Source organism: Hymenobacter oligotrophus (genome assembly GCF_003574965.1).
In the GTDB taxonomy this organism is placed as follows: Bacteria; Bacteroidota; Bacteroidia; order Cytophagales; family Hymenobacteraceae; genus Solirubrum; species Solirubrum oligotrophum.
On sequence record NZ_CP032317.1, the window covers coordinates 2,719,213 to 2,740,933 of the forward strand.

Consider the following 21,721-nt stretch of genomic DNA (forward strand, 5'->3'; position numbering starts at 1 on the left):
CGCAGAACTTAACGCCGCTGCCCACTTGTTGGCGTCTTCGGTCTTAACCCCAAGTTTATCAACGTGCTTCGTCGTTTCATCGGGCAGTGCCCGCCTGCCGCCTCCCTCCTGCCGCCAAGCCGTGCTGCGGTTGTTGTTGGCTGGTGGCTGGCGTTGCTGCCGTGCTGGCTGCTGCTTACGGGCAGCCAATCGGCTCCTGCTACTGCCACCATTGCCCCGTTGGCGCTGCGCACCGAGCTGTTGCCGCTGGAGCCGGCGGGTTTTTACGTAGCGCGGGTAATTGATGAGCGTAAAGACCAGCGTGCCGTGGCGTACCTGCTGCCGGCTCCCGACAAGCCCGCTCAGCCCGTGGATTTGCAGGGCGGCGCGGCCACGCTGCGGCGGTTTGTGCAGCAAGGCATAAAGCGCAACGCGACGCTGCGGCCCGTAACGGTGCGCGTGCGCGAGTGCCGCATTACCGAAACGCCCGTTAGTGGCACCAATTGGCTCATCGACGGCAAAGTGATGGTGCACTTGGCGTTTGAGTGGCAACGCAACGGCAAAACCATCCCGCTCACGAGCTACCAGGGCGGGGCGCGCTACCGCCGTACCACCAAGCAACTGGGCATCATCGAGCCGACGCTGCGCCAAAGCCTTGCCGATGCCCTGGGCAATTTCAACGGCTGGATTGCCCAGGCCGCACGCTACGACGAAAAGCTGGCTACCGGGCTGCGCATCAGCGCCACCGACCACACCGCCAACACCGACGCCGACACGCTGTTTTATACCCCCACCCGGCCGCTTACCTACGCCGATTTCCGGGCCCAACCCCGCACCAACGGCGGCCGCTACGGCGGAGCCGTGTTTCCGAGCTTTTCGTACCAGGGCAGCGCCAAGCTTGCCGAGGGCAAAGTGCACGTAACGGTTACCACCAAAGTGTTTGTGGTGCGCAGCGCCTCGTGGCTGGCCCCCACCCACCACGATGCCTACACCCTCAACCACGAGCAACGGCACTTCGACTTGGTAAAGCTGGTGGCCGAGCGCTTCAAGCGTAAGCTCAGCCCCGACAGCATGACCCTTGACAACTACAACGCGCGCATGCAGTTTCAGTACCTGCAATCGTGGTGGGAGATGAACCGCCTGCAGGAGCAATACGACGCCGAAACGGGCGGCGGCCAAAACACCGCGGCGCAAGCGCGCTGGAACCAGCGCATCGAGGCCGAGTTGCGGGCGTTTGGGGTAAGGCCACCCAGCGCAGCGCAGCCCTAGGTGACTTGCAGGCCCAGAGCAGCTCGGCACCGGCCCACAACACCAACGCCCACCTCCGCAGTGCGGAGGTGGGCGTTGGTGTTGTAAACGAGGCGCGGGGTTAGTTTTTCACTTTCACCTGGCCGTCGTCGGCGTCGCGCTTTACTTTGGTGCCGTTGGCGTATTCCACTTTCCGGTCGCCGTCTTTGTCAATTTTTACGGTGGTACCGTTGGCGTACACGATTTTTACCTCGCCGTTTTCGTTTTCGTATTTCACGATGCGGGGCTTGCGCCGGCGGGCCGGGCGCGCAGCGGTTTCGGTGGTGGTAGTGGTGGTAACCGTGGTGGTGCTGGCCGTGCCGGAGTTGGTGCCCGAGCCGTAGTAGCGGCTGCGGTTGGTTTCGTAGGTGCGGTACTGCGCGTCGTCGCTCAAAATGGTGCGCACCTCCGTGTCGGTGTCGGCATCGATTTGGCGGGTGGCGGCGTAGCGGCCTGCCGTATCGGTTTCGTACTGGGCATCCAGGTCGCCGAGGCGCTGGGCGCGGGTGTAGTAGGTATTACGGAAGCGGCGCACTTTGGCCGTGTCGGTTACGCCTAGGTCGGCGCTTACCTGGTCGGCGGTGCGGTTGGCCTGGTCCTGGTAAATGGTCAGGTCGGCGTCGTCATCTACCACCACGGCCGTATCGGCCGAGGGCGTAGCGGCCGCATCCACGGCGGCGGGTTTGTCGCGGTTGCAAGCTGTGCTCAGCGCCAGGGTAGCGGCGCTGGCAAACAGCAATAGGGTATTTTTCATGGTTCGGGGGAAGGCGTTGCGTGAAAATACGGGCCCGGTATGGCCCACGGCTGCTGTACGGCTGAGGTTGATGCACTGTTGCAGCGCCTGTCGGCAGCGAAGCACGCAGCGGTTTGGCTGCCGCCCAACGCGGAGTCTCCTGGCCCCGCTAGCCTATTGCCAAGCTGCCGACTACCTAGGCGCCACACGCCCGCGCAGTTTGTTGCTCAAGCACCTGAAAGCGCGGCGTTATCGATTCGCTGCGCAGGGCCATCTTTGCCCATGATTGCAACCGATGCTTTTGCCGAGTTTCCGGAGCTGCGCACCGCCGAGCTGCGGCTTCGCGCCCTAACCCCCGCCGATTTGGAGGCCGTGCGCCCCATCACGTTCTACGACGGGCAACCGGCCGCTACCTTGGCCCAGGCGCAACGCATGCTGGCCCGCATCGCCGACGACTACCGCAACCACCAAACCATTCATTGGGCCGTAGCGCTGGCCAGCTCCGATCAGTTGGTGGGCACCTGCGGATTTTACCGGGGCTTTGCCGAAGCGTGCGGCGAAATCGGCTACGTGCTGCGCCCCGAGTACCGCGGCCACGGCTTGATGACGCAAGCCGTGCGGGCTGTTTGCGCTTTCGGATTTGAACAACTGCAGCTGCGCCAAATCGAAGCGTACACCGAGCTCGACAACACGGCCTCGCAGCGGCTGCTGGCGCGCGCCCACTTTGCCCCTGCTTGCTCCGATGTGCCCGGCCTGCTCCGCTACGTGCTGCTTGGGGCCGAAGCCCACCGCCGCACCTAGGGGCATGGGCTTGCTTTGCCAGCCAGCTTCCTAGGTGCCGGCAAGAAAGTTTGGGCGGCGGGGCAACGGCTTGCCAAGTTGCTGCATCTGGCGCATTATCAACCCAACTTTTATCGTCTTATGCGCACCGCACTTCTCTTTCGCACGCTGGCCGTGGCGGCCTTGGTAGTTTCTGCACAAGCGGTGGCGCTGGCCCAAGGCCCGCTGCGGCAAGTAAACTCATTTGAGCGGGTAAGCGCCAGCGGCGCCGTAAATGTGGTGTTGCGCCAAGCCGCGGCCCAAGAAGTGCGCGTGGAGGCCCGCCCCGAAGTGGCAGCTCGCGTGCGCACCGAAGTTGCGAACGGCACGCTGCGCATCTACCGCGAACCGGGCAACAGCTGGGGCTCGTCGATGACCCGCAGCAAAGACGACCAGGTGACGGTGTACGTTACGGCTCCCGCCTTTACGGGCGTGGAGGTAAGCGGCGCCAGCGACCTGAAAGCCAGCTCGCCCATTCAGGCCGATAAGTTCAGCATTCGGGTCAGCGGCGCCAGCGACGTAACCTTGCAACTCAACGCCCAGAGCCTTTTGGCCAATGCCAGCGGCGCCAGCGACATCCGCCTTACGGGCCAGGTAGCGCAGCAAGAGGTGCAGGTAAGCGGCAGCAGCGACTACCGCGCCTACGAGCTAAAAAGCCAGAAAGCCACCGTGCAGGCCAGCGGCGCCAGCGACGCCTACGTGTACGTCGACGGCAACCTGCAAGCCCGCAGCTCCGGCGCCAGCGACGTGCACTACAAAGGCCGCGCCCGCGTGGCGCAGTAAGGCCGCTGGCCGAGCACCTGCTTTTTACAGCTTGCCGCGCTACCGCGGCCCGCGCTGCCTCTAATAAGCAACGCGGGCCGCGGTATATCTTTGTAGTCAACTGGTCAGTTACTTGACTAGATCAATAAGCGCAAAGGACTTATTGCGCTGATAGCGGCGACTTTTGCTGATATCCTCTTTCCACCGCCCATGGCTCACCGGCATTTTATTCTGCACAAGCCGTTCGGCTACCTCAGCCAGTTTGTAACCGATGCCAAGAAGAAGCGCTTGCTGGGCGAGTTGTACCCTTTTCCGGAGGGCACCATGGCCATTGGCCGCCTCGACGAGGACAGCGAAGGTTTGCTGTTGCTGACCACCGACGGCCGCGTGAGCGAGCAAATCCGCAACGGCGGCGTGGAAAAGGAGTACTACGCGCAAGTAGATGGCCTGATTACCGACGAAGCGTTGGCCGCGCTCGAGCAAGGCGTAACGATTGGTTTGCGCGACGTGAAATACCAAACCACCGCTTGCCAGGCCCGCCGCCTGCCCGAGCCGCCCGCTTTGCCACCCAGGACCAAGCGCATTCGCGATGACCGCCACGGCCCCACGAGCTGGGTTAGCATTACCCTGACGGAGGGCAAGTTTCGGCAGGTGCGCAAGATGACGGCGGCCGTGGGCTACCCTACGCTGCGTTTGGTGCGGGTTCGCATCGGCCAGGTGCACCTGCACAACCTGGCCCCGGGCGCCGTGCAAGAGGTAGCTGCCCTGACGGCCTAGGGCCAGCGCGGTTTTGCCGCCGCCGAGCACCGCCACGGGTTAGTCCTGGCCCGCTTTTATTGCCTTGTACCTGGGCGCACCCCCACCGTGGCCTTTTGCGTACCTTTGTTAGGGCCGCTCATTGGTTTGAGCTTATGGTTTCCTGAAACCAGCCGAATACAACACCAAGCATTACTATGAGCAGAGGGCAAGGCAGCTTCGGCAAACGCGAAAACGAAAAGAAACGCGCTACCAAGCAAAAACAAAAAGAAGAACGCAAGCAAGAACGCCAGGCCGGCGCCAAAAAGGGCCAGAGCCTGGAGGACATGATGGCCTACGTCGACGAGTTCGGCAACATCACCAACACCCCGCCCGACCCCAACCGGAAGCGCGAAGAAATTGACGTGAACAGCATCCGCCTGGGCGCCGCGCCGGTAGAGGAAGAAAACCCCGAAGACAAGCTGCGCACCGGCGTGGTATCGTTCTTCAACGAATCGAAGGGTTTCGGCTTCATCAAGGACAAGAAAACCCAGGAGAGCATTTTTGTGCACGCCAGCGGACTGGTGAACACCATCAAAGAAGGCGACGCGGTAACCTTCGAAATCGAGAACGGGCACAAGGGCCCGCAGGCGGTTTCGGTGCGCACGGGCGGGGCTCAGCCGGCCTAACCCACTTACCTTCGAAGCTTTTTCGGCGGCATGGAAACCAAAGACAGCAACGGCAACGTGCTCCACGACGGCGACTCGGTAACGCTGATCAAAGATTTGAAAGTGAAAGGCTCGTCGCAAACGCTGAAGCGCGGCACGCTGGTAAAGAGCATCCGCCTGACCAACAGCCCTGCCGAGGTTGAAGGCCGCGCGGGTGGCTCGCTGATGGTGTTGCGCACCGAGTTCCTGAAAAAGGCCTAGGTGCCTACCCGCTCCACAACCCGCAGGAGGCCCCCAACGGCCTCCTTTTCTTTTGCCCGGCTGCACGCGGGGCTGGCTGCGCACCTTTGGTTACCTTAGGCCCGCACCAACCACCCCCGCTTTGCCTGCTGCGCCGCCCGTACTTTCCGTCCGCGAGTTGGAAGCCCGCGACATCGAGGCCATTGCCGATTACTGGTTGCAGGCCGAGCCTGCCTACCTGCAGGGCATGGGCGTCGACCTAGGCAAGCTGCCCACGCGCGCCGCCTGGCGGCACATGCTGCACGCCCAGCTGGCAACGCCGCTGCTGCAAAAACAGTCGTACTGCCTTGTTTGGGAAGCCGACGGGCAGGCCGTTGGCCACTGCAACATCAACAACATAAAGCCCCACGAAGAAGCCCACATGCACCTGCACCTATGGCCGGCGGGCGCGCGCCGGCGGAGCTTGGGCGCGGCGTTGGTGCAGCTGTCGGTGCCGTGGTTTTTTGAGCGCTACGGGCTTCGGCGCCTGTATTGCGAGCCGTACGCGCTAAACCCGGCGCCCAACCGCACGCTGCCGCATGTGGGCTTTGAGCTGGTGCGGGAATACGTTACCACGCCGGGCAGTATCAACTTCGAGCAACCGGTGCGGTTGTGGGTGCTTACCCGCGAGCGGTTTGCCGCCCTGCAGCAAGCCGCCACCTAGGGCTACAGCAACAGCACATCGATGCGGTGGGCCTGCACCAGTTGCTGGCTTTCCGACCACGCAAACACCGTAAAGTAGCCGTCTTGCGACGCCACCATGGCCAAGGCGTCGTGCTGGTCGTGCACGAATTGCGCGGCCGCCAAGTGGCGCGTGCCGCCGTTCTGGGCCGGGTGCAGGTGCTGCGGCTGGCTACCCACCACCGGCTCCGACAGTACCAATTTATCCACGGGCGTGCTGTGCGCAGCGCGTGCTACTTTGGCCCCAAAGGCCAGCAGGTGGTAGTCGCGCGTGATGACGGTGGCACCGTCGACGGCCGTGAAACCGCCCACCAAACCAATGGCGCGCAGCAGCCGCTGCTGCTGCTTGCGCTTGGTGGGCGCGGGTTGGCGCAGCTCGGCAATGCGCGCGTACGCCGGCGCCACGGGGTAACCAAGGGGCTGCACAACGGATTGCTGCCACCCACCGCTGCCGGGCGGCACCACCAGCACCAGCCCGCCGCGCCCGTGGGCGCGCATGGCCGTGGCCAGCTCCACCAACACGCTATCTACTTGGTGGCGATGGGCAGGTGGGCCGGGCAGGGGCAAAAACGAGCGCAGCGCCGGGCAATCGGCTGCCGCGGCGTTTTCAACGTCCACGAGCTGCAGCTGGTCGCCGCGCAAAATGGCCACGTTCACAAACTTGCCGAAGCCATCGGCGCGGCGGTGCTTTACCACCAATAAGCCCGGCTCCACTACCTCCAGCACAAAGCACAGCGGCGGGATGCGCGTGGCCGTGCCCCACACGTAAAATCCATCGGCATCGTGCCACACGCCTAGGTGAATGCCGGGCTGCACCACGGCCGGAGCCAGCTTTACGAGGTTATAGGGCGTGAGGCGGCGCACCTGCCCAAACAGCAGCGGCCGCACGGCCTGCGTGGGCGGCAGCAGCGCCAGCGAAATGCGCGGCGAGTGGCCTTCTTCGCGGCGCAGGCTAGCCCAAAAAGCCACATCGGTTACGGCCTCTACCCACGGCGCCAAAGGCAGCACCACCTCGCCGGGCAGGGCGGCACTGCCAGCGGCTTGCCGGGCAAAATGCGCTTCGATGGTGGGCGCCACCATGCGGGCGGTGAGGTAAGTGGGCTCCGAATACATAACCGCAACAACTAAGCTGGTAAGGCCGAAAGGTACTCCTACGCGGCGCCCATGCCAACGGCTGGCCCCGGCGCCCTAGGTAGTACCTTTGCTCTTTGCCTTGCGGCAGCCCGCGGGCTTGCCCTCCTCGTATTGCGCACCCCCATGAACCAGCCCAACCCTTCGGCTACCCCCGACAACGACGCCCTGCACCCGCGCAACCGCCACCGCGGCCGTTACGATTTGGCGCAGCTGGCTGCGGCCTGGCCCGAGTTGGCCGCCTACGTAGCGCCCAATGCGCACGGCAACGACAGCCTCGACTTTGCCAACCCCGCCGCCGTGAAAGCCCTCAACCGCGCCCTGTTGAAACAGTACTACGGCATCGAACAGTGGGATATTCCGGCTGGGTACCTGGTGCCGCCTATTCCGGGCCGCGCCGATTACGTGCATTACCTCGCCGATTTGCTGGCCGAGAGCAACCAGGGCGAGCTACCTAGGGGCCGCGGCATTCGGGTGCTCGATGTGGGCGTGGGCGCCAATTGCATTTACCCCATTATTGGCCACCGCGAGTACGGCTGGCGCTTTGTAGGCACCGACTCCGACCCAGTGGCGGTGCGCGTGGCCAAGCAAATTGCAGCGGCCAACCGCGCCCTGGCCGGCGCCGTGGAGGTACGCCTGCAGCCCTCGGCTACCGAAATATTCGGCGGCGTCATCAAGCCCTCGGAGTACTTCGATCTGACGATGTGCAACCCGCCGTTTCACGGCTCGGCGGCCGAGGCCGAAGCGGCCAGCCGCCGCAAAGCGCACCACCTGGGCACCGGCCACGCGGCCAAGCCCGTGCTCAACTTCGGAGGCCAGGCCAACGAGCTTTGGACGCCCGGCGGCGAGGCCACATTTTTGTGGCGCATGGCCGAAGAAAGCGCCCACCTGCGCCACAACTGCTACTGGTTCACGTCGTTGGTATCAAAGAAAGACACCTTGCCGGGCCTGTACAAGTCGCTGCAAAAGCTGCGCGCCACCGAGGTGCGCACCGTGGCCATGGCGCAAGGCCACAAGGTTACCCGCTTTGTGGCTTGGTCGTTTCTGACGCCGGACGAGCAGCAAGCCTGGCAGGCAAAGCGCTGGGCCCCGAAGGCGTAGCCGCAGCGCGGCCACCTAGGTTTTCGGGCAACGCAAAAAATTGCACTCAGGAGCGGTTGTTGTCTTATTTCGAGTGCTTATATTTCAACTGAAGCCGACCGAAACCGCTGCTATTCTCCTGCACGCAGCTTTTTGGCCTTTGGCTCAGTGGAGACCAGAACCCACTCAAAACAACGGGGCGCTCCGAAAAGCCTTACGAGTAGGACCCGCACTACCCGCACTACGCATGCAATACTTTTTACACGCCTTAAAAAACTACGCCACCTTTAGCGGCCGCGCCCGCCGCAAAGAGTACTGGTTGTTCACGTTGTTCAACCTCATCTTCGCCGTTTCTGCAATCGTGCTGGATAACCTGTTGGGCACGGCGCTCGACGGCATCGGCTACGGCGTGGTTTACGGCCTCTACTCCCTCGGCATGATTATTCCGGGCCTGGCGGTGGCGGTGCGCCGCTTGCACGACGTGAACAAAAGCGGCTGGTTTATGTTCATCGCCCTGGTGCCGCTAATTGGCGGCATTTGGCTGCTGGTGCTGATGTGCACCGAAGGCACGCGCGGCGACAACCCGTACGGCGCCGACCCCAAGGCTGCCGCCCACGAGCCCATTATGGCTTACTAACCTAGGTCTGCAAACATCTGAAAGCGGCCGGAGCATTGGGAAAAGCTCCGGCCGCTTTTCGTTTTGTACGCGCCGTATTTGCGTGCCGGCCCAGGCAGCCGGAAGCGTGTCGCAAATGCCCCCTAGGGTTGTCGCAATAGCACACCGCCGCTACGTTTAACCCGCTGTACATTTGCTACATACCTTCAAAACACCACAGCCATGGCCAAGAAAATTTTTGTCAACCTGCCCGTCCGGAACCTCAACGCCTCCATTGAGTTCTTCACGCAAGTGGGCTTCGCGTTCAACCAGCAGTTCAGCGACGAAAACGCTACCTGCATGGTCATCAGCGAGGATATTTACGTGATGCTGTTGGTGGAGCCATTCTTTCAAACCTTCACGCCCAAGGCCATTGCCGACAGCAGCCAGAGCACGGAGGTAATTATTTGCCTTTCGGCCGATAGCCGCGCCGAGGTCGATGCCCTCGTTGACAAAGCCATGGCGGCGGGTGCTAAGCAGTCGAAGCCCCTGCAAAACCACGACTTTATGTATGCGCGCAACTTTCAGGACCCCGACGGCCACCTGTGGGAGGTGATGCATATGGACCCCGCCGTGATTGAGCAAGCACAGGCCGCCGCGGTTAATGCGGTGTAGCGCCCCAAACTATTACCACTGAAAACGCGGCGCGGCGGCAGCTCCCGGAGCTGCCGCCGCGCCGCGTTTTTCAACAAGCGTACGGTGCAGCCAGGCGCTTGGCGGCCTAGGTCGGGTTGCTGGCTTTTGGCCATTGCGGCACCTTATTTGCGCCGGGCAGTGCTTTGCTGGTTTCGGTAAGCGCTGGCCGATATTCACCCCCCAGAATGTACCCAACCGGCGCCCCAACGTTATAAGGCACCTAGGCAGCAGCGCCGCACAAGGCAACAGCTAAAGCCTAGCACTTAAAACCTATAAACCATACCTACGCATGCGCTACTTTCTGCGAGCCTTCGACAAATTCGGGGTGTTTACCGGCCGGGCCAGGAGAAAGGAATACTGGATGTTTATTGCCTACCAAGCTTTGTTTGGCGCTACGGCCTTCCTGCTCGATAACATCCTGGGCATCACCCTCGACGACGAATCGGCTTTGGGGTACACCCAGCTGATGTACCTGCTGGCCGTAATCATGCCGAACGTATCGGCGGGCACGCGGCGCCTCCACGATGTAAACCGCAGCGGCCTCAACCTGCTGGCGGTGTTTGTGCCCGTGGTGGGCTGGGCGTGGCTGCTGTATTTGCTAAGTGCCGAGGGCACGCCGGGCCCCAACCGGTACGGCCTGGCCTACCACAAAATATTTGCTTACTAAGCTGCCTAGGTATTTCTCGTTACGCCAAGCGGCGGCAGCTACCCGGTAGCTGCCGCCGCTTGTTTATTGTTGCGCCACCTAGGGCAACGGCCGCCGCGGGTTATTTCTTCCACTTGCGGGCAATGTGCAGGGCGGTTTCCAGCATGTGCGGCTCCCACTGCTCAATGCACCAATCGGAGTGCGCCAGGCTAGACGTTTGCAAGAGGTGCTGCGCCTCGGTGTAGCTACCGGCGTTTTCCAGTATATCGGAAAGCTGGCGCTGTTGCTGGTGCAGGTGCTCGTCTTCGGCGGCGGGGCCGGGCAGCCAGGCTTGCAGGGGCCGAAACGCGTTGGCGGGCTGCGGGCGCCAAGTGGCGCGGTGGTGGGCCACCAGGCTTTCCATCCGGGCAAAATCCGCGCGGAACTGGGCGCGGCTGGCTTCGGCATGCAAAGCGTGGCCGAGTTGCTCCAGCACCACAAACTTCAGATTGGGGCAGCGCGGCATCGTCCATTCGAGCAGCTGAAACACTTCGGCGGGCACGGCATCGTCGTGGGTGTCGCGGCGAATGCGCCGGCCGGGCGCCAGCGCCGAATCGTGCCAGCTGCCGCCCGAAATGTGAATTTCGCGCACGCGCTCCAGGGGGTACAACGCAATCAGCTCGTCGTAAGGCAACCCAAAGTTGTGGAGCTGACAGTAAAGGTTGTGCAGGTCGAGGATCAGGAAGCCGTTGACGGGCAGTAGCAGCTCTTCCAAAAACGCACCGTGGCGCTTTACTTCGTCGGGGGTGTACGCAAAAGCGAGGTTCTCGAGGCCCACGGGGCAGCGGCAGGCCTCGTAAATGCGCCGCAGCCGATCTTGCCCGATGCGCAGCGCGTGCCGGGTGTACGGAATGGGCAGCGGCGCGCCGTGGTGGAAGTTTTGGCCCGTGAAAAACCCGAAGTGCTCGGTAACGTGGTCGAAGCGAAATTGCTCGGCCAACTGCCCTAGGTGCGCCAACCACTGCTGCTGCTCGGGGCTCCATTTGCCCGACAGCAACGAAAAAAACACGCCGTGGCCCACCAGCCGGCCGGCCTCGGCGTAGGTATGCAGCAGGGCCGTAAACCACTCGGGTACCTGCTCGGCCCAGTACAGCGCGTCGAACGACCACTCCAACGCCTCCACCCGGCCTTCTTCGAGCAACGGGAAAGCAGCGGCGAGCAAGTCGGCGTCGAGGTTGCAGGCTACCGAGGCGTAAATGGCAGGAGCGGCTTGCATGCGCGGTGACGGTATAGCCGGTGGCTTAGCCCATGCCGCAGGCGGGGCAGTTAACAGGCGTTTTGGTGCTGCCCTTTTCTTCTTTGGGCTTTACGTCGTCTTTCACGCAGCTCGTGGTGGTTTGAACGGTAAGGCCAATCAGCACGGCGCCCAGTACAGCTTTTGGAAGTTTCATGACGAGGCAGTTAGCGGTTGAAGCGTCTACAAAATAAGGTTCAGCATGGCGAGTCGGATACTGGCCGAAAGGTTGCATCGTTGCCGGCACTAAGCCAAAGCCCTAGGTGCCTAGGCCTCTTGGTTAGGCAACAACCGCAGCCGAGCAGCCACCTGCCCGCACGAGCCAGCTTCATGCACCACTACCTGTCTTAGAGCAGGTATTACCACAAGAGAACGGCCTTGGAGCCGCTTAACATGTAGGCATATATTTTTATTGTCAAAGATTTGAAAGCCAGCTTTTAATCTTCGCCACCTATAAACATTTACTAATTACATTAGCAATCAATCAGAGAAGCCAATACATTTAGTCTTTATCACCAAAACACCACTGTTATGCCTACTAAAATCTTCGTAAACCTGCCCGTTCGGGACCTCAGCGCCGCTATCGAATTCTTCACCAAAGTTGGCTTTCAATTCAACCCACAGTTTTCCGACGAGCGGGCTACCTGCATGGTCATCAGCGACGACATTTACGTGATGCTGCTGGTGGAGCCTTTTTTTCGAACTTTCACCCCCAAATCCGTCGCCGACGCCACCCAAACCACTGAAGTAATCCTGTCGCTCTCGGCCGATAGCCGCGAAGAAGTAGACCACCTCGTGGACAAAGCCATGGCCGCGGGCGCTACGGCATCCTGGCCCCTGCCCGATTCTGACTTTATGTACACGCGCAACTTTCAGGACCCCGACGGCCACTTGTGGGAGGTAATGTACCTGAACCCGGCGCTGACGGAGCAAGGGCAACCCGCCGCTGAAATCAGCGCCTAGGTGCTGAACAAGGACTTTGCGCAAAGCAACCGGGTGGGGCCGCCACTGCGGTAGCGTTGCAAACAGCACAGCCGCAGCGGGGCGTTGCTCCCGCTGCGGCTGTTCGTGTTAGGCCCTTACTTAAGCAGTTGCGCAAGCGTCTTTTGCAGTTCCTCGCTGCGCAGGTTCACGGCCACGATCTTCCCTGCGGGGTCGATCAGGAAGTTTTGCGGAATGCTTTGCACGTGGTAGCGCCGGGCCACTTCGTTTTCCCAGCCTTTCAGGTCCGATACTTGGGTCCAGGGCAGTTTGTCGTCCTGAATGGCCTTCAGCCATTTTTCCTTGGCGTTTTCTTTGTCGAGCGATACGCCCAGGATTTCGAAGTTGCGGCTTTTGAACTGGTTATAGGCCTGCACTACGTTGGGGTTCTCCTGCCGGCACGGGCCGCACCACGAGGCCCAAAAGTCAACCAACACGTACTTGCCCCGGTAGTCGGCCAGCGAAATCGTTTTGCCTTCGGGGGTTTGCTGGCTGAAGGCGGGCGCCGGGGCGCCAATGGCAATGTCCTTAACCGTCTCCAGCTTCTCCCCGAAGCTTTTTCCCGCGGGGCTATTTTTCAGCGCCGGGCTGAGCGCCTGGTAGAGCGGGGCCAGCTCGGCGTACTGCGGTACGCCCATGCCCCCAACTTGCACCAGCGCATTAAGGCTTACCCAGGTGTTGGGGTTGGCGCGCACAAACCCAAGCTGCGCCTGGCGCGTTTCCTGCCATATGCCGGTAAACTTTGCGTTTAGGCGCTGCTGAAAAGCGGGGTCGTTGCGCTGGGCCTCAGTGGCCTGTTTCGCCTCGCGTCCCAATGCATCCATCTTGGCCGTCATGGGCTTGTACGCTGCCAACAGCCGGTTGTAATCGTTGTTGAGCTGCGTGCCCGTAACGCGGGCGTTGGGCAACGAATCGGGTGTGCTGACCACGATGGTGCCGGGCTCCAAAATGAGATTTCGGTAATTAAGCACCGCGCCATACGCGTTTTTCAGGCCGCCGCGGCGGCGCACAATCAGGCGCACTTCGCGCGGCTCAGCCGTGGTGCCCTTCAGCTCGAAAGCGCCGTTCCGCAACGTGGCCGAATCGGCCAGCTCGGCCCCGCGCACCAAGTAAATTTTGGCCGGCGCATTCAGCTTGCCCACGGTGCCTTTGATAACGTAGGGCTGCGCGGTTTGGGCCAGCGCAAAACCAGGGGCTAGCAGCAACCAGCCGAGTAAGTATTTGTGCATAAAGAATCAGTTAGAGCCGAAGCAATAAAACACTAAATCCGGATTCTCGGGGCCTCTGGGCGCGGCTAGCAACAGCCGCCGCGAGGCCAGGCACCGGTGCTCAGTTGCGAGCAACAGCCAAACGGCGTTGCTGCCACGACTATCAGATATGCGACGCTACCACGGTTTGCGCACGCAGCCAAACACGGGCGTCGGCTTCGTTGCTGAAGTGCTTGAACGTGGGCGCCTTGGGCCAATCGAGCAGATGCGGGTCTATTGTGTTCATCCAAGCCATGGTTTCGGGCGGGCTTACCAGCGCGGCGTAGCGGTAGTTGCCTTGCACCACGGCGCGCGGCAGCCAGTTGGCCACCACCCAGTGCTGCTCCTCGGCCGTTATGGGCGCAACGTTCTTGTGGTCGACGAGGGCCTTGCCGGTGCCAGTTGCCCGAATTACCCGCAGCAAGGCGTTCATGGCTTCTTGGTAATCGGCTAGGCGGCGCGTGCCGGGCAAGCACCGCATATAGGCAAAACCCTCCGGATCGGGTTGCACCTCGGCAAACGCATTGGCAAAGCGAAACTGATCGGGAGCAACCATGCGAAACGGCAAACGACGATGGAGGAGGTGGGCTAAGGTACTGGGAATCGTGTTAATACGTCGCGGGCCAGGCAAAAGGCCACAACCTTAATGCTCCGCCAAGTTTTTTGGCGGCGAGGCGCCGCTACCCACCCCGGGCCCGTGGGCCCGGCCACCAAACAAAATTGCCCAGGGCAGGGCCCTGGGCAACGCAAATAAACGCGCAGTGCCGGGTACGTTCTAACGCACCACGAAACCTTTGGCTTCCCAGGCTTTCACGTTCTGGGTACGCACAAAGCGGGTTTCGATGTGGCCCCAGGCATCTTGCTTGTACATCACGGTTTTGCCTTGTTCGCGTGCCTGCAGCGCTTGCATGTGCTCGGCGTGCGAAAGAGTAACCGTAGGAGTAGCCGGTTCAACAGATTTAGCCCCGCGGGGGCGCTTAGAGGATGTTGCCATATGCTTGTAACCGCAGCCGGATGGAAAAGGATCAGCTTAAGTTCAATTACCCCAATAAATTTTTATGGTTGCTTGCGGCTGAAGATTCTGTGACTGACACCAATGCTCCAGAACGGCCAAGCATTTTGTTTATCTGGCTGCCACTGAACGCGTAAGCTGCTCGAGCTAGGCATTGCTCCTTTGCTGCTCAAGCGGCAGCTAAGGAGCAATGCCTACCGCACGCACAGGGCACGGAATACAAGCACCAAGCGGAATGCAACCAAAAGCGGCTGGAGCTACGGTAGTCCCAGCCGCTTTTGGTTGCTGCCTTTCGGCTTAAAAACTACATGTGCAGTGCCCGGTTCTCCGTTGCGGCCAAGCAAGCTTCCTTCATGGCTTCGGCGTAGGTGGGGTGGGCGTGGCTCATGCGGGCTACGTCCTCGGCGGAAGCACGGAACTCCATGGCCGTTACGGCCTCGGCAATAAGGTCGGCAATGCGCGGGCCGATCATGTGCACGCCCAGGATTTCATCGGTTTCCTTGTCGGCCAGCACTTTCACGAAGCCGTCGAGGTCCATGGAGGCGCGGGCGCGACCCGAGGCCCGGAAGGGGAACGAGCCGGTTTTGTAGGCCTTGCCCATTTCCTTGAGCTGCTCTTCGGTGTAGCCCACACCGGCCACTTCGGGCCAGGTGTATACCACGCCCGGGATGAGCAGGTAGTTGATGTGCGGCTTCTGCCCGGCCAGCGTTTCGGCCACGTACACGCCTTCTTCCTCGGCTTTGTGGGCCAGCATGGCCCCGCGAATCACGTCGCCAATGGCGTAGATGCCGGGCGTGGTGGTTTGCAGGTGCTCGTCTACCTTAATGCGGCCGCGCTCTTCGAACTGCACGCCGGCGGCTTCTAGGTTCAGGCCCTGGGTGTAGGGCGAGCGGCCCACGGCCACGAGGCAGTAGTCGCCTTCAAACTTTACTTCCTCGCCTTTCGGGTTGGTAGAGGTTACGGTTACCACGTCGCCGGCGCGGGTGGCCCCGGTTACCTTGTGGCTCAGGAAAAACTGAATACCGATTTTGCCGAGCACGCGCTTGAGCTCCTTGCCGAGTGCGCCGTCCATGGTCGGAATGATCGCATCGGTGTATTCGACCACCGACACCTTGGCGCCTAAGCGGGCGTACACCGAAGCCATTTCGAGCCCGATAACGCCGCCGCCGATAACCACGAGGTGTTTGGGTACTTCGCGGATGTTCAGGGCCTCGGTGCTGGTGATGATGCGCTCCTTATCCTGGGCAATGAAGGGCAGCACCGTGGGCTTGGAGCCCGTCGCAATGATGGTGTACTTGGTTTCGATTTGCTGCGCCTCGCCGCCCTCGGTGGGCGCGATGCTGATGTGGTTTTTATCAATGAACGAGCCCACGCCGCGCAGCACCTCGATTTTGTTCTTTTTCATCAAGAACTGGATGCCGTCGGTATTGGCCTTCACCACTCCGTTTTTGCGGTCGATGAGCTGGTTCATGTTAATGCGCAGGTCGCTCAGCTCAATGCCGTGTTCCTTAAAGGTGGTGTGGGCATTGTGGAAGTGCTCGGTGCTATCGAGCAGGGCCTTGCTCGGGATGCAGCCTACGTTGAGGCAGGTACCACCTAGGTTGGGGTATTTCTCGATGAGGGCCGTTTTGAAGCCGAGCTGGGCGCAGCGGATAGCCGCCACGTAGCCGCCGGGGCCGGAGCCGATGACGGTAACGTCGTATTGGTTCATGCTGAAAATCGGGTTGGTAAGCGCGTGCCGGCAAAGGTAAGGCAGAATGCCGAGGCAGGCGGGGAAATGTGCAGCTTGGGTGAAGGGAGCTTTTTAGATTGACCTAGAAGCCTGGTGCGAAAGCAAAGGTTTAGGCTAGTAGAAGCCACGACTGGGCCTAACGCTAGTTCCCCTCCTCAGATGAATTCCGCGCCTCGAGCGGCGTGGGCTAGGGGTAATTGACCTCGGTATTTGAGCTGCACCTAGGACTAGCTACTAATTCTAGCCTTTCAACCACCCCTAGCCCCTCCTCATCTGAGGAGGGGAATTAGCTTATACCTCTAGCCTTTGGTGCTGGCTAGCTATTACCTAGCACAGGTTTTAATCCACCAGCACGCCGATGTAGTAATTAAAGGTGTCGACTTCGAGGTTGTCGCGGGTGGCGCCGGGCAGGTCGATGGGCTCGAAGCGGGTGGTGGGCTGCACAAAGCGGTACTCGCCGCCTTTCAGCCGCACGCGCACGGGCATATCGAAGCCGGGCACATCGGCTACCCAGCGGGCCAGGGTTTGGTTGTTTTCGAAGCGCACCTCCAGCGTGGGCAGGCCGGGGTGGCGCAGGTACTGATCGAACACTTTGGTGAGGTTGCGGCCGCTTTGCTGGTTGACGTAGCCAATGACTTGCTCGGCCGTGACGGTTTGGTGGTAAAACTGCTGCCCCAAGCCACGTAGAATCTGCCGCCACTGCTCGTCGTTGCTGATGATGGTGCGCACCATGTTCAGCACGTTGGCGCCCTTGTCGTACATGTCGCCGGAGCCCTCGCGGTTTACGCCGTAGGTGCCGATGATGGGCGCATCGTTCTGGATGTTGCGGCGCTGGCCGTGCACGTACTCCTGCCCGGCTTGCTTACCGAAGAGGCTTTCCGTAAACAACGATTCGGAGTAGCTCGTGAACGACTCGTGAATCCACATGTCGGCAATATCCTTGGCGGTAATGTTGTTGCCGAACCACTCGTGGCCGCTTTCGTGAATCACGATAAAGTCCCACTTATCGCCCCAGCCGGTGGCCGAGCGGTCTTTGCCTAGATAGCCGTTCTGGTACTTGTTGCCGTAGGCCACGGCGCTTTGGTGCTCCATGCCGAGGTGCGGCGTTTCCACGAGCTTGTAGCCGTCTTCGTAGAAAGGGTACGGCCCAAACCAGTGCTCGAACGACTTGAGCATGGGCTTGACGTTGGCGCCAAATTGCTTGCGGGCTTTCGCGAGGTTTTCGGGCAGTACCCAATAGTCGAGCGTCAGCTTGCCTTTTTCGCCCTGGTACGTATCGTCGAAATGCTCGTAGTTGGCCACGTTCAGGGCCACGTCGTAGTTGTTGATGGGGTTCGAGACAAACCAATCAAAGCGCGTGGCACCGCCCTTCAGCTTGGTGGTTTTGCGCAGGCGGCCGTTCGAAATATCCTTCAGGCCTTTGGGCACCGTTACGCTGATGAGCATGCTGTCGGGCTCGTCGGACTGATGGTCTTTGGTGGGCCACCAAATGCTGGCGCCAATGCCCTGGCAGGCCGTAGCTACCCAGGGCTGGCCCTTGCCGTGCTCCGCAAACACAAAGCCGCCGTCCCAGGGGGCGTGTTGGGCCACGGTAGGGTTGCCTGAGTAGTACACCCGAAACTCGTCGCGGGTGCCTTGTTTAATTGGCTGCGGAAACGTAACGAACACCGCGTTGAACTCTCGCTTGAAAGGCAGCTCCTGGCCGCGGTACACCACCCGATCAACCTTCAGGTTGGCAAACAGATCGAACTGCAGGCGCGTGAAATCCTGCGTGGCCGCAAACCGAAACAGGTTGGAGCCACTGATGTAGCGCTTGGCCACGTCGAGTTTTACATCGAGGTGGTAGTACTGCACGTCGTAGCAGCTGCGGGGTGGCGTAAGCGAACCGCGCAGCGAGTCGGCGCGCGTGAAGGCAGGCTTGGGCTGCATGAGCTGAGCAGCGCCTAGGTGCGGCAGCGCTAGTACGGCCAGGAAGCAGAGCATGGCTCTGAGCATGAAGCAAAAGGTTTAGGAAGAGAATAGGCGAAAGAACCCGGCTGCCAAGGTAAGTTGCGCACGCGCCGTTTGCGCCCACCGACCTAGGGCATTCGCAGCACAGGCACCCATACCAGCATGGCCTCGCAGGGGGTGCTTATGATTGCCGTCAACAACCTACCGATTGCTCCGTGACTTCAAAGACTTAAAACGATCATTCCTCGATGCTGGCCGCGGCTGTTGCAACAACGCCCGCAGTATTGTTTAACAACGCATCAGACAAGTAAACAAGTTTAGCAAAGGGGTAGTAAACGCGTTTACGTATGGCGCATGGTCACTTTATCGCCTTGGCACGTTGGCAAAGATGGCTCCGGCGAGGCGCTTTAGCTGCACACCGTAGGTCAAGTTTGGCAAGAAACAGGTTGGATGCCGCCAAGCAGCCCGCTACGTTTGCGCCCACTTCGTAGAAGGCTCCGGTTGTCCGCTACTGTAGGTGTCGATTCGCGCTGTTGTTATGTCTGCTACTGCTGTTTCTGCCCGCCCTGCGCCCGTGCTCGTTGGCGCGGCGCTGCTGGCGCTTTATTTGATTTGGGGCTCCACGTACCTGGCCACCAAAACAGCCCTCACGGCCTGGCCGCCGTTTTTGCTATCGGGAGTGCGCTATCTGCTGGCCGGGGGCGTGCAATACGCCGTAATTCGGCTGAGCGGCGCGGCGGCCCCAAGCCGGCAAGACTGGGCGCGGGCCGCTGTAGTGGGCATTTGCCTGCCGCTGTTCGGCAACGGCGGCACCACGTTTTCGCAACAGTACATCCCGTCGGGGCTGGCGGCGCTGCTGGTGGCCACGGTGCCCATGTTTCTGGCCGTGCTGGGCTGGTGGAGCGGCCTCACGCCCAAGCCCACAGCCAAGGTGATGCTGGGCCTGGGCCTGGGACTGGGTGGCATGTACTTGCTGGCCAGCACCAAAACCACGGCCCCCGTGTTGATACCTGGTCACCCCGGCATAGGCGTGGTGGCGGTGCTGCTGGCGGCGTTTATGTGGTCGGTGGGCTCGTTGTATTCCAAGAAAAACCCCATCGGCGGTTCGCCTTTTCTGGGCGTGGGCATGCAAATGATTTGCGGCGGGTTTTTCTTGCTGATTGCCGGCCTGCTGCACGGCGAAGCGCCGCGTTTTCACCTAGGCGGCATCACGCCCAAAGCGTGGTTTGCCTTTGCTTACCTCGTTACGTTTGGCTCGTGGATAGCCTTTTCGGCGTACATCTGGCTGCTGCGGGTGGTGGAGCCGGCGTTGGCGGGTACCTACGCCTTCGTGAACCCCGTGGTGGCCGTGCTGCTGGGCTGGGCGTTTGCGGGCGAGGCCCTGAACGTGCAAATGACCGGCGGCGCCCTGCTGATTGTGCTGGCCGTGATGCTGGTGGTGCTGGGCGGCCGCAAAACATCGGCACCGCAACCCGCGCCGGCCGGTGAGCATCAGCTGGCTGATGTGGAGGATTGAGCCCGCGCCCTAGGTGCCAGCGGCGGCAAGTGCCGGCAACATCAGCAACGATTTCGTTCTGACGGCAGCGGGGCCACCGAACTCTCGTTCGGTGGCCCCGCTTGGTTTTTGCTCCGGCATGACGCCTTGGGTAAACAACGACCAGTCAACCACCCCTAGCCCCTCCTCATCTGAGGAGGGGAACTAGCTTTAGCCAACCTAGGCTTTTACGCCATCACGGCCGCCTTTAGCGGAGTAGCCAGCTGCTGGGCGCAATGCTCGCAGCAATAGGCGGTTTGCTGCTCGGGCTGGCGCAACACCAGCACCGGAATGCGGGTGTGGTAGGCGCGGGTTTTGGTGTAGCACACGTCGAAGAAGCGGCGGAGCAGGCTTATGTCGGCGGGGGCAAACACGAGCAACTGGGCCTGCATGTTGGCGCAAAACTCGCTTATGCCCTCCAGCGGGTCGTCGTCGAGCACCAGTTTGCTGCCAATGTTTGCGGTGGGCAGCTCCGTGCGGATCAGCTGCATACCACGCTTCACGCTGATCAGCTCCGGCAAATCGAGGCGTTGGTAGAAGTGCACCAGCTGCAGCTGCGCGCTCAGGCCCAGCACCAGGTCGTTCAGGCCGGGCAGGGTGGTTTTGTCGAGGCGGCCGAAATCGGCCATAAAAGCCAAGCGCGCGGGCAAAGTGCGCGCACCGGGCGGCACCACCAGCACCGGGCAGCTGGCCAGCTCGGCAATGCGAATGGCGTGGTTGCCGCTAATGGCTTCTTCGCCGCAGTCGAGGTGCTCGAGGTTCATCACCACCAAATCGGCTGCGTAAGCGTCGATTACCTCCTGAATGCGGTCGTGCAGGCAGCCCGTGCGCACGGTGTGGCGGTAGCGGATGCGGCGGCCATCCTGGCGCACCAGCTGCACGTAGCGCAGGCGCTCGGCCAGCGTTTCGAGGCGCTTTTGGTAGTCGGCGGTTTCGGAGGCCGCAAGCTGCCCGTGGTGGCAATACAGCAGTACTACTTCGGCACCTAGGCGCACGGCCAATTTGTTGGCATACACCAAGGTATGCTCAGCCGCAGCAGTCAGGTCGACGGGAACGAGGATGGTTTTCATCAGGCGGAGCGGCTAGGGAAAAGCGTAGGTATCGAGAGAGAAAAAAGCACCGGCTACTTGGCCGGGGCTGCGTGGCAAACCGAAATGGTGGCCGGCGCGTGGCCGGCGGCTGGGTGGTAGCTGGCCGGCTGGCCGTTGGCCACCTGCGGGCTCAGGTACGGAATGCCCAGCCCCAGCCCGCGCACAATAAACAGCACCGCCATGGCCGTGGCCACCACCGGCACGGCCTGCCGCAGCCGGGCGCGCCACTGCAGCGGCACCAGCCGCCCCGTGAGCGACAAAGCCAGCATGAGCGGCAGCGTCCCCAGGCCAAACAAGGCCATGTATATGGCGGCCCCGCCCACGCCGGGCGCGCTCAGGGCGCCGGCCAGGGCCAGGTACACTAGGCCGCAGGGCAGCAAGCCATTCAGCACGCCGCTCATGTACAACGCACTCAGGGAAGGGCGCTGAAAAAAGTAAGCCAGGGTTTGCTTCAGGCGGACCAGCACGCGGTCGAGGCCCAGAGCAGCGGCCGCCCGGCCGGTGTAGCGCTCCGGCACGGCCACGAGCAGCAAAATCAGCAGGCCCGAGGCAATGGAAAGGCCCTGCTGCACCCCCGCCACCCGCAGCGACTGCCCCACCAGCCCGGCCAGGGCCCCGAGCGTGGCATAGGTGCTTACGCGCCCTAGGTTGTAGAGCACGCGGCCCACCACGTAGCGGCTGCCCCCCTGCCCCGCGCCCGGCAAGGCCAGCGCAATGGCGCCGCACATGCCCACGCAGTGGAAGCTGCCCAGAAGCCCAAAAAGAAAACCTGCCCAGAGCATGGGGCTTATGTGCTAATGTGATTGAATG

Annotated in this window: 24 protein-coding genes; 13 read left to right on the forward strand and 11 right to left on the reverse strand. The window is 61.5% G+C overall.

Annotated elements, in window-relative coordinates:
• The first annotated feature begins 63 nt into the window (after window positions 1-63).
• Window positions 64-1,248, forward strand: a complete 1,185-nt coding sequence (locus D3Y59_RS11600; RefSeq protein WP_162910716.1) for a hypothetical protein — start codon at window positions 64-66, stop codon at window positions 1,246-1,248.
• 100 nt (window positions 1,249-1,348) lie between these two features.
• Here the strand turns inward: D3Y59_RS11600 and D3Y59_RS11605 are convergent, their stop codons facing one another.
• Entirely contained in the window at window positions 1,349-2,020 is a 672-nt protein-coding gene (locus tag D3Y59_RS11605; protein WP_119445200.1) for a T-complex 10 C-terminal domain-containing protein, read from the reverse strand.
• Window positions 2,021-2,281: 261 nt separating this feature from the next.
• Between D3Y59_RS11605 and D3Y59_RS11610 the strand changes: the two genes are divergently transcribed.
• The 6 genes from D3Y59_RS11610 to D3Y59_RS11635 all read left to right on the forward strand — a co-directional run bounded on the left by D3Y59_RS11610 (window position 2,282) and on the right by D3Y59_RS11635 (window position 5,926).
• Complete coding sequence (locus tag D3Y59_RS11610) at window positions 2,282-2,800, forward strand: GNAT family N-acetyltransferase (RefSeq protein ID WP_162910717.1); 519 nt, start codon at window positions 2,282-2,284, stop codon at window positions 2,798-2,800.
• Between the two features lie 120 nt (window positions 2,801-2,920).
• On the forward strand, window positions 2,921-3,601 hold the full coding sequence (locus D3Y59_RS11615; protein ID WP_119445202.1) for a head GIN domain-containing protein: 681 nt from the start codon (window positions 2,921-2,923) through the stop codon (window positions 3,599-3,601).
• Between the two features lie 189 nt (window positions 3,602-3,790).
• Window positions 3,791-4,357, forward strand: a complete 567-nt coding sequence (locus D3Y59_RS11620; protein ID WP_119445203.1) for a pseudouridine synthase — start codon at window positions 3,791-3,793, stop codon at window positions 4,355-4,357.
• A gap of 176 nt (window positions 4,358-4,533) precedes the next feature.
• Window positions 4,534-5,004: a cold-shock protein gene (locus D3Y59_RS18825; protein ID WP_119445204.1), complete on the forward strand. Its 471-nt coding sequence runs from the start codon at window positions 4,534-4,536 to the stop codon at window positions 5,002-5,004.
• Window positions 5,005-5,034: 30 nt separating this feature from the next.
• The gene (locus tag D3Y59_RS11630) at window positions 5,035-5,244 is read left to right on the forward strand and encodes an alkylphosphonate utilization protein (protein ID WP_119445205.1); all 210 of its coding nucleotides are present in this window, start codon (window positions 5,035-5,037) and stop codon (window positions 5,242-5,244) included.
• Between the two features lie 121 nt (window positions 5,245-5,365).
• Entirely contained in the window at window positions 5,366-5,926 is a 561-nt protein-coding gene (locus D3Y59_RS11635; RefSeq protein ID WP_119446444.1) for a GNAT family N-acetyltransferase, read from the forward strand.
• A 2-nt stretch (window positions 5,927-5,928) separates the two neighbouring features.
• Here D3Y59_RS11635 and D3Y59_RS11640 read toward each other — a convergent pair whose 3' ends face one another.
• A complete protein-coding gene (locus tag D3Y59_RS11640) occupies window positions 5,929-7,056 on the reverse strand; it encodes a putative sensor domain DACNV-containing protein (RefSeq protein ID WP_119445206.1) in 1,128 nt (375 codons plus the stop codon).
• A 144-nt stretch (window positions 7,057-7,200) separates the two neighbouring features.
• Between D3Y59_RS11640 and rlmF the strand changes: the two genes are divergently transcribed.
• The 4 genes from rlmF (at window position 7,201) to D3Y59_RS11660 (ending at window position 10,112) form a co-directional block, all read left to right on the forward strand.
• Complete coding sequence (rlmF, locus tag D3Y59_RS11645) at window positions 7,201-8,175, forward strand: 23S rRNA (adenine(1618)-N(6))-methyltransferase RlmF (RefSeq protein WP_119446445.1); 975 nt, start codon at window positions 7,201-7,203, stop codon at window positions 8,173-8,175.
• A 226-nt stretch (window positions 8,176-8,401) separates the two neighbouring features.
• Window positions 8,402-8,791: a DUF805 domain-containing protein gene (locus D3Y59_RS11650; protein WP_119445207.1), complete on the forward strand. Its 390-nt coding sequence runs from the start codon at window positions 8,402-8,404 to the stop codon at window positions 8,789-8,791.
• A 201-nt stretch (window positions 8,792-8,992) separates the two neighbouring features.
• Window positions 8,993-9,424 (forward strand): VOC family protein, encoded by a 432-nt coding sequence (locus D3Y59_RS11655; RefSeq protein WP_119445208.1) that lies wholly within the window; start codon window positions 8,993-8,995, stop codon window positions 9,422-9,424.
• A gap of 310 nt (window positions 9,425-9,734) precedes the next feature.
• The gene (locus tag D3Y59_RS11660; RefSeq protein WP_119445209.1) at window positions 9,735-10,112 is read left to right on the forward strand and encodes a DUF805 domain-containing protein; all 378 of its coding nucleotides are present in this window, start codon (window positions 9,735-9,737) and stop codon (window positions 10,110-10,112) included.
• Window positions 10,113-10,212: 100 nt separating this feature from the next.
• On the opposite strand, the gene D3Y59_RS11665 is transcribed toward D3Y59_RS11660, so the two are convergent.
• Together D3Y59_RS11665 and D3Y59_RS18315 are read right to left on the reverse strand one after the other, a co-directional pair.
• A complete protein-coding gene (locus tag D3Y59_RS11665; RefSeq protein ID WP_119445210.1) occupies window positions 10,213-11,346 on the reverse strand; it encodes a multinuclear nonheme iron-dependent oxidase in 1,134 nt (377 codons plus the stop codon).
• Between the two features lie 25 nt (window positions 11,347-11,371).
• Entirely contained in the window at window positions 11,372-11,521 is a 150-nt protein-coding gene (locus D3Y59_RS18315; protein WP_162910718.1) for a chryseobasin-related MNIO class RiPP peptide, read from the reverse strand.
• A gap of 374 nt (window positions 11,522-11,895) precedes the next feature.
• Between D3Y59_RS18315 and D3Y59_RS11670 the strand changes: the two genes are divergently transcribed.
• A complete protein-coding gene (locus tag D3Y59_RS11670) occupies window positions 11,896-12,327 on the forward strand; it encodes a VOC family protein (protein WP_119445211.1) in 432 nt (143 codons plus the stop codon).
• Between the two features lie 116 nt (window positions 12,328-12,443).
• Here D3Y59_RS11670 and D3Y59_RS11675 read toward each other — a convergent pair whose 3' ends face one another.
• The 5 genes from D3Y59_RS11675 to D3Y59_RS11690 all read right to left on the reverse strand — a co-directional run bounded on the left by D3Y59_RS11675 (window position 12,444) and on the right by D3Y59_RS11690 (window position 18,331).
• A complete protein-coding gene (locus tag D3Y59_RS11675; RefSeq protein ID WP_119445212.1) occupies window positions 12,444-13,574 on the reverse strand; it encodes a TlpA disulfide reductase family protein in 1,131 nt (376 codons plus the stop codon).
• Window positions 13,575-13,716: 142 nt separating this feature from the next.
• On the reverse strand, window positions 13,717-14,148 hold the full coding sequence (locus D3Y59_RS11680) for a SpoIIAA family protein (RefSeq protein ID WP_119445213.1): 432 nt from the start codon (window positions 14,146-14,148) through the stop codon (window positions 13,717-13,719).
• Between the two features lie 219 nt (window positions 14,149-14,367).
• Window positions 14,368-14,586, reverse strand: a complete 219-nt coding sequence (locus D3Y59_RS18320) for a hypothetical protein (protein WP_162910719.1) — start codon at window positions 14,584-14,586, stop codon at window positions 14,368-14,370.
• 322 nt (window positions 14,587-14,908) lie between these two features.
• Complete coding sequence (gene lpdA / locus D3Y59_RS11685; protein WP_119445214.1) at window positions 14,909-16,315, reverse strand: dihydrolipoyl dehydrogenase; 1,407 nt, start codon at window positions 16,313-16,315, stop codon at window positions 14,909-14,911.
• 360 nt (window positions 16,316-16,675) lie between these two features.
• A complete protein-coding gene (locus tag D3Y59_RS11690) occupies window positions 16,676-18,331 on the reverse strand; it encodes a M1 family metallopeptidase (RefSeq protein ID WP_240410341.1) in 1,656 nt (551 codons plus the stop codon).
• A 493-nt stretch (window positions 18,332-18,824) separates the two neighbouring features.
• On the opposite strand from D3Y59_RS11690, the gene D3Y59_RS11695 reads away from it, so the two are divergent.
• The gene (locus D3Y59_RS11695) at window positions 18,825-19,802 is read left to right on the forward strand and encodes an EamA family transporter (protein ID WP_119445216.1); all 978 of its coding nucleotides are present in this window, start codon (window positions 18,825-18,827) and stop codon (window positions 19,800-19,802) included.
• 206 nt (window positions 19,803-20,008) lie between these two features.
• On the opposite strand, the gene D3Y59_RS11700 is transcribed toward D3Y59_RS11695, so the two are convergent.
• Together D3Y59_RS11700 and D3Y59_RS11705 are read right to left on the reverse strand one after the other, a co-directional pair.
• On the reverse strand, window positions 20,009-20,890 hold the full coding sequence (locus D3Y59_RS11700) for a universal stress protein (protein ID WP_119445217.1): 882 nt from the start codon (window positions 20,888-20,890) through the stop codon (window positions 20,009-20,011).
• 53 nt (window positions 20,891-20,943) lie between these two features.
• Window positions 20,944-21,693 carry a sulfite exporter TauE/SafE family protein gene (locus tag D3Y59_RS11705; RefSeq protein WP_119445218.1) on the reverse strand — a complete coding sequence of 250 codons (750 nt, stop codon included), beginning with the start codon at window positions 21,691-21,693 and terminating at the stop codon, window positions 20,944-20,946.
• Window positions 21,694-21,721: the final 28 nt, after the last annotated feature.